The sequence below is a fragment of the Streptomyces sp. ML-6 genome (assembly GCF_030116705.1).
Taxonomy (GTDB): Bacteria; Actinomycetota; Actinomycetes; order Streptomycetales; family Streptomycetaceae; genus Streptomyces.
In genome coordinates this window covers 4,628,530-4,641,355 of sequence record NZ_JAOTIK010000001.1, presented here as the reverse complement: position 1 = coordinate 4,641,355, position 12,826 = coordinate 4,628,530, and the positions used below count along the sequence as shown (strand labels likewise).

10 protein-coding genes are annotated in these 12,826 nt (G+C 72.8%); 4 read left to right on the top strand and 6 right to left on the bottom strand.

Annotation, left to right across the window (positions count from 1 at the left end):
- The first annotated feature begins 404 nt into the window (after positions 1-404).
- Positions 405-1,211 (top strand): HAD family hydrolase, encoded by an 807-nt coding sequence (locus tag OCT49_RS20705; protein WP_283853349.1) that lies wholly within the window; start codon positions 405-407, stop codon positions 1,209-1,211.
- Between the two features lie 91 nt (positions 1,212-1,302).
- Here OCT49_RS20705 and OCT49_RS20700 read toward each other — a convergent pair whose 3' ends face one another.
- The 6 genes from OCT49_RS20700 to OCT49_RS20675 form a co-directional block, all read right to left on the bottom strand.
- Positions 1,303-1,749: a hypothetical protein gene (locus OCT49_RS20700; RefSeq protein WP_283853348.1), complete on the bottom strand. Its 447-nt coding sequence runs from the start codon at positions 1,747-1,749 to the stop codon at positions 1,303-1,305.
- A gap of 88 nt (positions 1,750-1,837) precedes the next feature.
- Positions 1,838-2,431, bottom strand: a complete 594-nt coding sequence (locus OCT49_RS20695) for a TetR/AcrR family transcriptional regulator (protein ID WP_283853347.1) — start codon at positions 2,429-2,431, stop codon at positions 1,838-1,840.
- A 385-nt stretch (positions 2,432-2,816) separates the two neighbouring features.
- Positions 2,817-3,734 (bottom strand): ABC transporter permease, encoded by a 918-nt coding sequence (locus OCT49_RS20690; RefSeq protein WP_283853346.1) that lies wholly within the window; start codon positions 3,732-3,734, stop codon positions 2,817-2,819.
- Positions 3,721-4,842, bottom strand: coding sequence for an ABC transporter ATP-binding protein (locus OCT49_RS20685; protein ID WP_283853345.1), 1,122 nt, complete (start codon positions 4,840-4,842; stop codon positions 3,721-3,723). Before OCT49_RS20685 ends, OCT49_RS20690 begins: the two co-directional genes overlap by 14 nt.
- Positions 4,843-5,025: 183 nt before the next feature.
- Positions 5,026-6,315, bottom strand: a complete 1,290-nt coding sequence (locus OCT49_RS20680; RefSeq protein ID WP_283853344.1) for a LolA family protein — start codon at positions 6,313-6,315, stop codon at positions 5,026-5,028.
- A 283-nt stretch (positions 6,316-6,598) separates the two neighbouring features.
- Positions 6,599-7,609: a polyprenyl synthetase family protein gene (locus OCT49_RS20675; protein WP_283853343.1), complete on the bottom strand. Its 1,011-nt coding sequence runs from the start codon at positions 7,607-7,609 to the stop codon at positions 6,599-6,601.
- Positions 7,610-7,765: 156 nt separating this feature from the next.
- Between OCT49_RS20675 and OCT49_RS20670 the strand changes: the two genes are divergently transcribed.
- From OCT49_RS20670 to fahA, 3 genes are all read left to right on the top strand, one after another.
- Entirely contained in the window at positions 7,766-9,265 is a 1,500-nt protein-coding gene (locus OCT49_RS20670; protein ID WP_283853342.1) for a peptide MFS transporter, read from the top strand.
- A gap of 51 nt (positions 9,266-9,316) precedes the next feature.
- On the top strand, positions 9,317-11,311 hold the full coding sequence (locus OCT49_RS20665) for a CocE/NonD family hydrolase (RefSeq protein ID WP_283853341.1): 1,995 nt from the start codon (positions 9,317-9,319) through the stop codon (positions 11,309-11,311).
- A 134-nt stretch (positions 11,312-11,445) separates the two neighbouring features.
- Positions 11,446-12,675 (top strand): fumarylacetoacetase, encoded by a 1,230-nt coding sequence (fahA, locus tag OCT49_RS20660; RefSeq protein WP_283853340.1) that lies wholly within the window; start codon positions 11,446-11,448, stop codon positions 12,673-12,675.
- Positions 12,676-12,826 lie beyond the last annotated feature (151 nt).

Genomic DNA, 12,826 nt, shown 5'->3' with positions numbered 1-12,826 from the left:
GAACGGGTGGTCATGACGCGCGATCGCGTACCGGTCGCGCGTGGATCGCGCACGCGGGACGGCGGGCGGCACCCGGGACGACCGCACACGGCCTCCGGCGCCGGACGCGGGGCGTGGACGGCGACGGGGCAGGAGCGGAACGGGGTGCCCGGAACGGAACCACGGGCGCGGGGCGCGGACGACGACGTGCGGCTGCGCCGCCGCGTCGGGCGTCGGCGTCAGATCCAGGGCGCGGAGTACGAACTCATGAGGGCCCCCTCGTGCAAAGAAGGGTGTTCACCCGACCACCGGCCGGCCCACTGCTCTTGGCCGGCGTCACGTGACACCGCGCCCATTACACGCACCCCGGCAGGACCTGTCAACGCGGGCCCGGTCGCCCACCGGGCGCTTCTACCCTTTGCACCATGCACTTTCCGCCCGCACATGCGCTCGTGGCCACCGACCTGGACGGCACGCTGCTGCGTCGCGACGACACCGTCAGCCCCCGCACCCGTGCCGCGCTCGCCCTGGCCGCCCGCGCCGGGGCCCGGCACCTCGTGGTCACCGGGCGGCCCGTGCCCGGGATACGCGCGCTGCTCGCGGGGCTGGGGTACCGGGGCCCGGCGGTCTGCGGACAGGGCACCCAGCTGTACGACGCCGGCTCCGGGCGGCTGGTGCGCACGGTCACCCTGGACCGGGAGGCGGCCCACACCGCGCTCGGCAAGATCGAGGCCGAGGTGGGGCCGGTCTTCGCGGCCGTGGACCAGGACGGGCCCGAGGGCCGCACTCTGATCGAGCCGGGCTACCGGATGCCCCACCCGACGCTGCCCGCCCAACGCACCCGCAACCGCCACGAGTTGTGGTCCGCCCCCGTGATCAAGGTCCTCGTCCGGCACCCGGAGCTCACCGACGACGCGCTGGCCGAGGCGGCCCGCGGGATCGTCGGCGACCTCGCCACCGTCACGCACTCCGGCCCCGGCACGGTCGAGCTGCAGCCGTACGGGGTCGACAAGGGGACCGGTCTCGCGCTGGCCGCCGAGTACCTCGGGGTGGCCGCGGACACCGCGGTCGCCTTCGGGGACATGCCCAACGACCTGCCCCTGTTCCGTGCGGCCGGGCACGGCGTCGCCATGGCCAACGCCCACCCGGACCTGCGGGCCGCGGCGGACGAGGTGACGTCGTCGAACGAGGACGACGGGGTCGCGAAGGTGCTGGAGCGGGTGTTCGGCTGAGCGGAAGCGGCGCGGGCACAGAACACTCGGGCGCGGTACACGGCGGACGCGGGCACGGGACACGGAGAAGCCCCTGCCCGTGGCGGGACGGTCAGAGCGACATCAGGCAGTACAGCCGGTGCGGCTCGCTCCGGGACGCGGCCCCCTCGGCCAGGTCCGCCAGTCTCCCGAGGAAGTCGGCCAGGTCCTCCGGCCGGGCCTCCCCGCCGAACTCCTCGATGCGCGACCAGGATTCGGCCACCGTCGCGAATCCGCCGGGCCGCGCGGCCACCAGGGCGTCACGCAGCTCGTCGGTGAGCGTGACCAGCCAGCAGGACTCGTCCTCGGGGGAACTGAGCAGCCGGTTGAAGCGCGGCAGCGGCGTGATGTCCTCGTACGGCGTGCCGGTGAGCAGGCTCTCGGCCTGCCCCAACTGCACGTACGGGTCGATGCCCTTGACCGGGAGCACCGGGAATCCGGCGGCCCCGGCCCCCTGGCCGAACGCCGTCAGGGCCGCCGGGTCGTCCGGTGCGCTGAAGTAGTCGTACAGATTTCCCATACGCGCATGCTCGCACGGCCCTCTGACAACGGGGCCGGGCGCGGCACACCGCCCCGTGAGGAATCCCGGCGCGGGGCGTCCCCCGCCCTCAGGGTTCCGGCGGCGCCCCGATCGCCCGCAGCACGTGCGCGACCAGCGCGGCGATCTCCTCCTCGTCCTGGATCGGCATGCGCAGGACGTGGCGGTAGTACATCGGGCCGTACAACATCTCCACGGCCAGCGGGAGATCGGCGTCCGGCGGGATCTGGCCCTGCTCCTGGGCCCGGCGCAGCCGGTCGACGGCCTCCTCGACGCGGGGGGCGATCAGCTTCGACCTGACGATCTCGGTGAGGACGTCGTCGTGGTGCATCTCGGAGAGGATCCCGGAGTACGCGGGGCCGAAGGGCGGCGTGGAGATGAGCCGTACCGCGCCCATCACATTGCTCCGCAGGTCGGCGGCGATGTCCCCGGTGTCGTCGAACGGCGTCGTGTCCACCAGGGCCTCGGTGAAGGCCTCCAGGATCACCGCGCTCTTCGACGGCCACCAGCGGTAGATCGTCTTCTTGCTGACGCCCGCCCTGGCCGCGATGGCCTCGATGGTGACGCGCCCGTACCCCTTCTCCGTGCACAGTTCGAGGGCAGCCTCCAGGATCGCCCTGCGTGATCTCTCGCTGCGGCGCAGTGAACTCGGCGATGTGATCATTCGGTGAGCATAGGGGTGTTGGGAAAGGGCCTTGTTGACAGCCCGTCGCCAGAGATCGAACAATACCCAGGCGGAAACGGAACGTGCCGTGTCGTGTCGTGTCGTTCCCGTCCATCCGCACCGTTCGTGCCGTTCGTGCCGCGACGAGCCGATCGGGGGACGGCTCGCCCGGCCGACGGCGCGGGCGGTGACCGCTCCGCACCCGGCATAACCCCCGCTTACCGGACCGGGGCCGCCTCGCCTCTCCTGTGCCTGACCGGGGCCGCCTCCGTCCTCGCACCTCCCGTGCCTGACCGGGGCCGCCTCCGTCCTCGCACCTCCCGTGCCGGACCGGGGCCGCCTCCGTCCTCGCACCTCCCGTGCCGGACCGGGGCCGCCCCGTGCGTCAGGCGGTGATGTCCTTCGTCGTGAAGCGGGCCCAGGCCGCCGAGCCGAACACCGCCGCGTACAGGCCCTGGAGCCCCAGGTTCCTGACCACTTCGTCCCAATGGACCGGGGCCCGCATCAGGTCCGCGTACGACATCCAGTAGTGCGGGAAGAGATACGGGTGGATTCCGCTCAACTGCGGGATGCCGTCCACGATCTGAATGGTGATCAGGATCCCGACGGTGGCGGCCATGGCCGCGATCCCGCTGCCGGTCAGGGTCGAGATGAACAGGCCCACGGCCGCGAACCCGATCAGCGACGCGGCGACGACCACCGCGACCAGTCCGGCCCGCAACAGCCCCTCGCCGAAGCTGATCCGCGTCCCCGAGATGGTCGTGACCTCCCCGACGGGGAAGAGCAACACCCCCACGGCGAGCGCGGACAGGGCCACGACCAGGGTCGCGACCAGGCAGAACACCAGCACCGAGGCGTACTTCGTCAGCAGCAGCCGGGTCCGGCCGGCCGGGGCGACCAGCAGGTAGCGCAGCGTTCCGGCGTTCGCCTCGCCCGCGACCGAGTCACCGGCGACGACCCCGACGGCCATCGGCAGGAAGACCGGGAGGGTCACCGCGAGGGCCGCGAAGACCAGGAAGAGCCCGTTGTTGGTGACCTGGGAGAGGAACGCCGGGCCCGCCCCGCCGCCGCCCGGTCCGTGCCCGGAGTCGCCGCCCGTCTCGATGCGCACCGCGATGCCGATCAGCACGGGTACGGCGGCCAGCACCCCGAGCAGGGCCAGGGTGCGCCAGCGGCGGAGGGTGGTGACCAGCTCGGAACGGAGGATCCCGAAGGTCCACAGCGGACTCCTCCCGAGCGGACTCCTCCCGAGCGGACTCCTCCCGATCCCCGCGACCCGGGGCGTGCTTTCAGCCTGCGACATCGAAACCCTCTCCGGTGAGTGCGACGAAGGCGTCCTCCAGCGAGGCCCGTTCGACGCCGAAGGACCGCAGGCGCACCCCTGCGTGGACCAGTGCCGCGCTGAGGTCGGCGAGTTCGACGTCGCCCGGCGGCGCCTCGGCGCTCACCCGGTCGCCGTCGGCCGTGACGCCGGTGACGCCCAGTTCCGCCAGGACCCGGGCGGCGTCGCCCGGGTCGGGGGTGGTGACGGTCAGCCGGCCGCGGGTGCCCGCCGCCAGTTCCGCGACCGGGCCCTGGACGACCAGCCGGCCCCGGGCCATCACCGCGGCGTGCGTGCAGACCTGTTCGATCTCGTCGAGGAGGTGCGAGGAGAGGAAGACCGTGGTGCCCTCCGCCGCCAGTTCCCTGACCAGGGCACGGATCTCCCGCATGCCCTGCGGGTCGAGGCCGTTGGTCGGTTCGTCGAGGACGAGCAGGCGGCGCGGCTGGAGCAGGGCGGCGGCGAGCCCGAGGCGCTGCTTCATGCCCAGGGAGTACGCCTTGGCCTTCTTGCCGGCCGCCGCGGCCAGCCCGACCCGTTCCAGGGCCTCCCCCACCCGGGCCCGGCGGGTGCGCGGGTCGGCGGTCGGGTCGGCGGAGTCGTACCGCAGCAGGTTGTCCCGGCCGCTCAGGAAGCCGTACAGCGCGGGCCCCTCGATCAGCGCGCCGACCTGCGGGAGCACGGTGCGGGCGGCGTCCGGCACGGGGTGGCCGAGGAGCCGCGCGGTGCCGGCCGTCGGGGTGATCAGGCCCATCAGCATCCGGATGGTGGTGGTCTTGCCCGAGCCGTTGGGGCCGAGGAAGCCGAAGACGCTGCCGGCGGGGACGTCGAGGTTGAGGCCGTCCACGGCGAGCTGTCCGCCGCGGTAGCGCTTGGTGAGGCCCCGGGTCTCGATCACGGCCGCCGGGCCGTCGCCGGGGCCGGGGCCCTCACCGGTCCGGGGCCCTTCGGACGCCCCGGGGTGGCCGGACGCCCCGGGTCTGCCGACCGGGCCGGTGGCCGCATCCGGCTCGGTGGCCCCTCCCTGGCCGGTGGCCGCTCCCGGCCCGGGGGGCTCTTTCGGCTCGACCGCGGTCCCGGGCTCTGTCATGCGTACTCCCCATGGGTCGGCAGGGTTCGTTCGTCCGGCCAAGCAAACCGGACGTTCCTGGGTCGTGCTCCGGCGGTGCCGTCCGTCCGAGTCCGAGGGGCGGACGCGGCGAACCGCCCCGCCGTACGGAGCGTACGGCGGGGCGGGTACGTGGTGTCCGGGGCGCGCGGCACGCCCCCGGCGTCAGGAGGCGTTGTTCGCCGCCTGGACCAGCGCGTCCTTCGTGACCGCACCGACGTAGACCTTGCCGTCGTCGGTCAGCAGCGCGTTGACCAGGCGGGTCTTGAAGACCGTGCCCGAGCCGAACGTGCCGGTGACCTTGTCGCCGAGCGAGTCCAGGAACTGCTGGGCCTCGGCCGGCATCTCGTCCGAGCCCTTTTCCGACCCCTTCGAGGGGAGAGCGGCGCCGCCCGGGGCGCCGATCTCCGCGATCGCGTTCCAGCCCTCGCCGATGACCTTCACGCTCCCGTCCTCGGCGCCCAGCCCCTCGGCGCCCGGGAACAGGCCGTCGAGGCCCTTGCCCAGACCCTTGCCCAGGTCCTTGTCCGAGCCCTTGCCCTGTTCGTGCTGTGCCTTCGCGTCGTCGGCCTCGGTCACCTCGGTGCCCTTGGGCGGGGTGAACGTGAACAGGGAGGCGTCCGGCTTCGCGAAGTCGACCTTGGTGAACCCGGCGTCGACGACGGGCTTGCCGCCGGCGCTCGCGAGGAGGGTGAACTTCAGCGGCACGCCGTTCTCCGCGTCGACCGCGACCGTGGCCGAACCGATCGTGGAACCGCTCTGCTTCGGCTTGACGACCAGCTTGTACGCGTCGCGTCCGGCGACCCGGGCGGTGCCGTCGACCGTCACGGACGTGGTGGGGCCCGCCGCCTCCAGCAGCTGTTCGGCCAGCTCCTTCGGGGTGGCCGGGGCGCCCTCGGGAGCGGGGTGCACGGGCTTCTCGCCGGAGTCCCGTGCGGACTCGTCCGCGGTGGCGTGGTACGCCTGGTCGGAGCCGCTGTCGTAGGCCCAGACCTCGTCGCCGTTGCGGATCAGGCTGTACTCCGAGGCGTTGTCCAGGATCGACAGCCGCTGCTTGTCGGGGCCGTCCGCGGCGACCCGGAGCGTGTGCGTGCCGGACGCCAGCTCCGTCATCCGCTCCTGCGGGTCGGCGCTCGCGCCGCCCCCGCCGGCCCCGCCGCCCTGGACGAAGGCGTCGGCCAGGCCGCCGAGCGCGGGGATGCCGAGGTCCGTGCTGATGCGCACCGTGCCGGAGAGCCGCTCGGTGTCCGAGGCGGCGATCCTCTCGATGAGTTCCTGTGCGGTGATCTTCGGCAGCTCGGGGTCACCGGTGCTCGCGAGCGCCGGCACGAGCCCGATCGTCGCGGCCGCCACTCCCGCCACCGCGACCGGGACGATGTAACGCGCCGCCTTCCGGCGGCCGGCGGCGGTGCCCTTGGTCCCGCTGCCGGTCTCTGCGCTGTCGTTCGGTGCCATGTGTGCCCTACCTCCGTGGTCGGCGGCTTTCCGTCCGGTTGCACTCGTCCACTCCGTGCCGCCATTCTCACCGGGTTGGTCAGGAGTGGACGTTCTCCATCCGACCAAACCCGTGGTGCGAAAGCGTCAGCCCGCGGGAGCAACTCCGCCTACCTCTTCGGTATGACACCGCGCGGGTCCGGCTCCCCCATCCCGTAGGGGAGGACGTGCGACGGGAGGAGCCGGGCGGAGACGGACGCGGTGGCCGCCGCCCACGGGGCCGCGGCCACCCGACGGGCTTCCCTCAGCCCGCCCGGTGCACCACCGCGTCGCACAGCTCCTCCAGCGCGGCCTTCGCATGGCCCTCGGGCAGCGGCGCCAGCGTGGCCCGCGCCTCCTCCGCGTACCGGATGGTGTCCCGCTTGGCCTGCTCCAGCGCCGGGTGGACGCGCAGCCTGCGCAGTGCCTCGGCGTGCCGGGCGTCGTCCTCCAGGCCGCCGTCCAGCAGCGCGACGAGCTCCAGGTCCTCCGGCCGGCCCTCGGCCGCCGCCCGCGCCCGCAGGTGCAGCACGGGAAGGGTCGGAATGCCCTCGCGCAGGTCGGTGCCCGGGGTCTTGCCGGACTCGTGCGAGTCGGACGCGATGTCGAGCACGTCGTCGGCCAGCTGGAAGGCGACGCCGAGCCGCTCGCCGTACTGGGTGAGGATGTCGACGGTCGACTCGTCCGCACCGGCCATCATCGCGCCGAACCGGCAGGCCACCGCGATCAGCGAGCCGGTCTTGCCGCTCAGCACGTCCAGGTAGTGCTCCACCGGGTCGCGGCCCTCGTCCGGGCCGGCGGTCTCCAGGATCTGGCCGGTGACCAGCCGCTCGAACGCCTCCGCCTGGATGCGTACGGCCTCCGGGCCGAGGTCGGCCAGTATGTGCGAGGCGCGGGCGAAGAGGAAGTCGCCGGTCAGCACGGCCACCGAGTTGCCCCAGCGGCTGTTGGCGCTGTCGACGCCGCGGCGCACGTCCGCCTCGTCCATCACGTCGTCGTGGTAGAGCGTCGCGAGGTGCGTCAGCTCGACGACGACGGCGGCGGGCACCACGCCCGGCGCGTCGGGGTCGCCGAACCGGGCCGCCAGCATCGCCAGCAGTGGCCTGAAACGTTTGCCTCCGGCGCGGACGAGATGCTGTGCGGCCTCCGTGATGAAGGGCACGTCGCTCTTGGTGACGTCGAGCAGCCCGGCCTCGACAGCAGCCAAACCGGCCTGGACATCGGCCTCAAGAGCATGGTCCCGCACGCTCAGTCCGAACGGCCCGACGACGGTCACGAGGGGATCTCCTGTCTGCTGACGATCACACGGAATGTCGATGTGTCGCTGCCATCACTCAAGTCAGCGTATCCGGTCCCCTTTGGATCACCGTGGGCGCCTTCCCGCCGCCGCCGGTATGTTCGTGGTCAGCTCATACGATCAGGAGTACCCCTTTTGTCCAGCACGGCCGCAGACACCGAACCGACTCAGCCTCCCCCGGGCGATGACCAGGCCTTTTTCGGCCAACCCCGGGGGCTGATGACCCTGTCCGGCCTGGAGGTCTGGGAGCGGTTCTCGTTCCTCGGCATGCAGGCGATCCTGGTCCTCTACTTCGCCGACACGGTCGCCCGCGGCGGCATGGGCATGGAGCCTGGCACCGCCGCGTCCGTCTCGGCCGCCTACGGCACCCTGGTCTACCTGGTCTCCGTGGCGGGCGGCTGGCTGGCCGACCGGATGCTCGGCTCGTACCGTGCCGTCCTGTACGGCGGCATCCTCATCGCCTGCGGGCATTACGCCATGGCGGTGCCCACCGACGCGATGACCTGGACCGGCCTCGGCCTGATCAGTGCCGGCACCGGTCTGCTCAAGCCCAATGTGGCCACCATGGTCGGCAAGCTCTACCGCACCGAGGACGAGCGCCGCGACGCGGGCTTCGCCCTCTACTACATGGGCATCAACATCGGGGCGTTCCTCGGCCCGCTGGTCACCGGTTGGCTCGGCGACCACGCGAGCTGGCACTGGGGCTTCTCGGCCGCCGCCTTCGGCATGACCCTCGGCCTCGTCCAGTACGTACTGGGCCGGCGTCACCTGGCCGGGCGAAGGCACGGCGCCGAATTCGCGCTGGCACCGGCCCCCATGCGCCGTGCCGTCCGGCTGATCGTCGCCGGTGCCGTCGTGGTCGCGGTCCTCGCCACCGTCCTGGCCCTGACGGGGTGGCTGACCATGGACCGCTTCGTGGACCTGCTCACCCTCGTCTCGGTGATCGCGCCGGTCGTGTACTTCGTGGTGATGTTCCGCAGCCCGCGGGTCACCGCCGAGGAACGCGGCAGGCTGCGCCCGTACGTGGTGCTGTTCCTGGCCTCCGTCGTCTTCAACTTCATCCTGTTCCAGGCGTACTCGACGATGATGCTGCTCGCGTCGACCAACGCCCGCACCGAGATCCTCGGCTTCCACTTCCCGGCGAGCTGGTACGCCTCCGCGCTCGGCGCCTTCGAGGTCGCGCTCGCCCCGGTGGTCGCCGCGGTCTGGGCCCGGATGGGCCCGCGCCAGCCGCACGTCTCCAACAAGATCGCCCTCGGGGTGATCCTCGGCGGGCTGTCCTTCCTGCTGATGGTGCTGCCGACCTCCGGGCACTCCGGCGACGCCTACCGGATGGCCGCCTGGTGGATCGTCGGCTCCTACCTGCTGCTCGGTCTCGGCGACATCCTGCTGGAGACCTCCGGCATGTCCGCGACCACCAAGCTCGCCCCCGCGGCGTTCGCCAGTCAGACGATGGCGCTCTGGTTCCTCTCGCTGGCCCTCGCCAACGGCATCCAGGCCCAGGTCGTGAAGGTGTACGGCGAGGTCTCCAACCCCGTCTACTTCGGCGTCAACGGCGCGATCGCGGTGGTGGCCGGTCTGGCCGTCGTCGCCGCCGCGCCCTGGCTCAGGCGCACCATGCACCCCGTCCACTGAGGTGAGGCCATACACGTCCGCACCACGCACCCCCTCCACTGAGGTGACGCCATGCACATCCGCACCACGTTCCCGTACGAGACCACCCATGAGGACGTCCGCATCCCGCTGCCGGACGGCACCCGGCTGTACGCCCGGATCTGGCGGCCCGTCACCGACGAGCCGGTGCCCGCGCTCCTCGAATACCTGCCGTACCGGCTGAGCGACTGGACCGCGCCGCGCGACTGGCAGCGCCACCCCTGGTACGCGGGCCACGGCTACGCCTCCGTCCGGGTGGACGTGCGCGGCCACGGCAACAGCGAGGGCCTGCCGGGCGACGAGTACGACGCGACGGAGCTGGCCGACGGCGTCGCGGTCGTGCACTGGCTGGCCCGGCAGGACTGGTGCTCCGGCCGGGTCGGCATGTTCGGCATCTCGTGGGGCGGCTTCAACGCGCTCCAGATCGCCGCCCTGGCCCCCGAACCGCTGAAGGCGGTCGTGACCGTCTGCTCGACCGACGACCGCTACGACAACGACGTCCACTACATGGGCGGCTCGGTGCTCGCCGTCGACATGCACGCCTGGGCGGCCACCATGCTGGCCTTCGTCGCCCGGCCGCCGGACCCCGCGCAGGTCGGCGCGGAGTGGAAGGACATGTGGCGCAAACGGCTGGCGTCCGTCGAGCCCTTCATCCACACCTGGCTGGCCCACCAGACCCGCGACGACTACTGGAAGCACGGCAGCGTCTGCGAGGACTACTCCGCGATCCGGGCGAACGTCCTCGCGGTGGGCGGCTGGCACGACCCGTACCGCGACACGGTCCTGCGGCTCGTCGAACACCTCGACCCGGACCGGGTGCGCGGGCTGATCGGGCCCTGGTCGCACCAGTACCCGGACCGCGGGCTGCCGCCGGGCCCGTCGATCGGCTTCCTCCAGGAGACGCTGCGCTGGTGGGACCAGCACCTGAAGGACGAGGACACCGGCGTCATGTCCGAACCGCTGCTGCGGGCCTGGATCAGCGACTCGCACCGCCCCGCCACCGTGTACGAGACGCTCCCGGGCCGCTGGGCGGGCGAGACCCGCTGGCCGTCGCCGAACGTCACGCCGGTGGCGTACGCCCTCCAGGGCGGGCCGCGCATCGTCGACTCGCCGCAGCACACCGGACTGGACGCCGGGCGGTTCTTCCCGTTCGGCAACGACGGCGACCTGCCGCCCGACCAGCGCGACGAGGACGCCAAGTCGGTCTGCTTCGAGTTCCCCGTCGAGGGCGAGCCGATCGAGATCCTGGGCCGCCCCCGGGTGAGGCTGCGCATCCGGATGGACGCCCCGCGCGGCCAGGCGATCGCCCGGCTCTGCGACGTCGCGCCGGACGGCTCCTCCACCCTGGTCACCCGGGGCGCGCTCAACCTGGCCGCCCGGCACGGCCGCGACCGCACCGACGACTGGCCGGTCGGCGACACCGAGGACGTGACCTTCGAACTGAACGGCATCGGGCACTCCTTCCCGCCCGGCCACCGGATCAGGCTCGCGGTCTCCTCCTCGTACTGGCCGTGGATCTGGCCGCAGGCCGGATCGGCCGGATTTACCCTGGACGCCGAGGGCAGCCTCCTCGAACTGCCGGTGCGCCGCCGCACCCAGGACCCGAACATCCGCTTCGAGCCCCCGGAGCAGTCCGAACCGCTCGGCGTCGTCCACCCGGTGACGCTCGACGAACAGCGCCCCGAACGGCTGGTGATCCGCGACGTCGCCAAGGGCGAATGGCGGCTGGAGGTGGACCCGCGCTACGGCGGCACCCGCATCTACCCGGACGGCCTGGAGTTCACCGAGGACGCCCTGGAGACGTACACCATCCGGGAGGGCGACCCGCTCGGCGCGCACGCCCGCTCCGACTGGGCGATCCGGCTGCACCGGCCGGAGATGGCCTGGGACGTGCGGATCGAGACCCGCTCCGAGACCGGCGCGGACGCCACCGACTTCATCACCTCCAACGAGGTGATGTGCAAGGAGGGCGGCGAGGTGGTCTTCCACCGCACCTGGGAGAAGCGGATCCCGCGCACGGCCGGCTGAGCCGCCGCGCACCGCGCCCCGGGAGGGGCACGGCAGAACTTTCCGGGCATCAGGGGTGGTTGGGACACTCCCGCCGGGTGGCGGCAGCCACGTAACGTGTCCCCCAAGCGACCTGGAAAGCGAGGCAGCAACACATGCCCGAGCAGAGCAGCCCGCTCGATCTGGCCGAGGGCGACCCCTTCGGTCCGCACAACCTTCCGTACGGAGTGTTCTCCACCCCCGACCACCCCGAGGACCGCCGGGTCGGCGTGCGCATCGGCAACCACGTCCTGGACGCCGGGGCCGCCGCGCACGCGCTCGGCTCGCCCTACGCGCAGCTCCTCGGCCGGCCGGACCTGACCGCGCTGCTGGCGGCGGGCCGCACCGCCTGGCGGGACGTCCGGCGGGCGCTGACCGCCTGGGTCACGGTTCCGGCGCACCGCGCCGACATCGAGCCGTTGCTGCACCCGCTCGACGCCGTGACGCTGCACCTGCCCTACGCGGTCGGGGACTACGTCGACTTCTACGCCAGCGAGCACCACGCCACCAACGTCGGGCAGATCTTCCGGCCGAACGGCGAGGCGCTGACGCCCAACTGGAAGCACCTCCCGATCGGCTACCACGGCAGGTCCGGCACCGTCGTCGTGTCGGGCACGGACGTGGTGCGCCCCTCCGGCCAGCGCAAGGCGCCGGCCGACCCGGCCCCGGTCTTCGGCCCCTCCGTCAAGCTGGACATCGAGGCCGAGGTCGGCTTCGTCGTCGGCGTCGGCTCCGAGCAGGGCACCCCCGTCCCGCTGGGCGACTTCCGCGACCACGTCTTCGGGCTCTGCCTGCTCAACGACTGGTCGGCGCGGGACATCCAGGCCTGGGAGTACGTCCCGCTCGGCCCGTTCCTCGGCAAGTCCTTCGCCACGTCCGTGTCGGCCTGGGTGACCCCGCTGGAGGCGCTGGAGTCGGCCCGGATCGCGCCCCCGGCCCGCGACCTCCCGCTGCTCCCCTACCTGGAGGACGCGGACGAGGACGAGCCCGGCGGCTTCGACCTGCGGATCTCCGTCGCGATCAACGGGCAGGTGGTCGCCGAGCCGCCGTTCGCCACCATGTACTGGACGGCGGCCCAGATGCTGGCCCAGATGACGGTGAACGGCGCGTCGCTGCGCACCGGCGACCTGTACGGCTCCGGCACGGTCAGCGGCGCCGAGCCCGGCCGGCGCGGCTCCCTCCTGGAGCTGACCTGGAACGGCCGCGACCCGCTGGACCTCCCGGACGGCAAGCGCACGTTCCTGGAGGACGGCGACGTCGTGACGATGACGGCCTGGGCCCCGGGCCCGGACGGCACCCGGGTCGGGATCGGCGAGGTCACCGGACGGATCGTGCCCGCGTCATGACACCCCCGCCCCGTCGCTGACGCTCCCCCGGACCCGTTCCTCACCCAGGTCCGGGGGAGCTGTCGGCCCCGGCCCCGGCCCCCGCCGGCCCGGGAGGCGGACGCGGAGGCCGGCCGGTACGCCGCACATGGGGCGTTCACCCGTCCGGGGG

Coding starts and splice junctions, on each gene's coding strand:
- OCT49_RS20700 (WP_283853348.1), bottom strand. CDS start 1,749: ATGGGAAATCTGTACGACTACTTCAGCGCACCGGACGACCCGGCGGCC.
- OCT49_RS20690 (WP_283853346.1), bottom strand. CDS start 3,734: ATGTCGCAGGCTGAAAGCACGCCCCGGGTCGCGGGGATCGGGAGGAGT.
- OCT49_RS20685 (WP_283853345.1), bottom strand. CDS start 4,842: ATGACAGAGCCCGGGACCGCGGTCGAGCCGAAAGAGCCCCCCGGGCCG.
- OCT49_RS20680 (WP_283853344.1), bottom strand. CDS start 6,315: ATGGCACCGAACGACAGCGCAGAGACCGGCAGCGGGACCAAGGGCACC.
- OCT49_RS20695 (WP_283853347.1), bottom strand. CDS start 2,431: ATGATCACATCGCCGAGTTCACTGCGCCGCAGCGAGAGATCACGCAGG.
- fahA (WP_283853340.1), top strand. CDS start 11,446: ATGCCCGAGCAGAGCAGCCCGCTCGATCTGGCCGAGGGCGACCCCTTC.
- OCT49_RS20665 (WP_283853341.1), top strand. CDS start 9,317: ATGCACATCCGCACCACGTTCCCGTACGAGACCACCCATGAGGACGTC.
- OCT49_RS20705 (WP_283853349.1), top strand. CDS start 405: ATGCACTTTCCGCCCGCACATGCGCTCGTGGCCACCGACCTGGACGGC.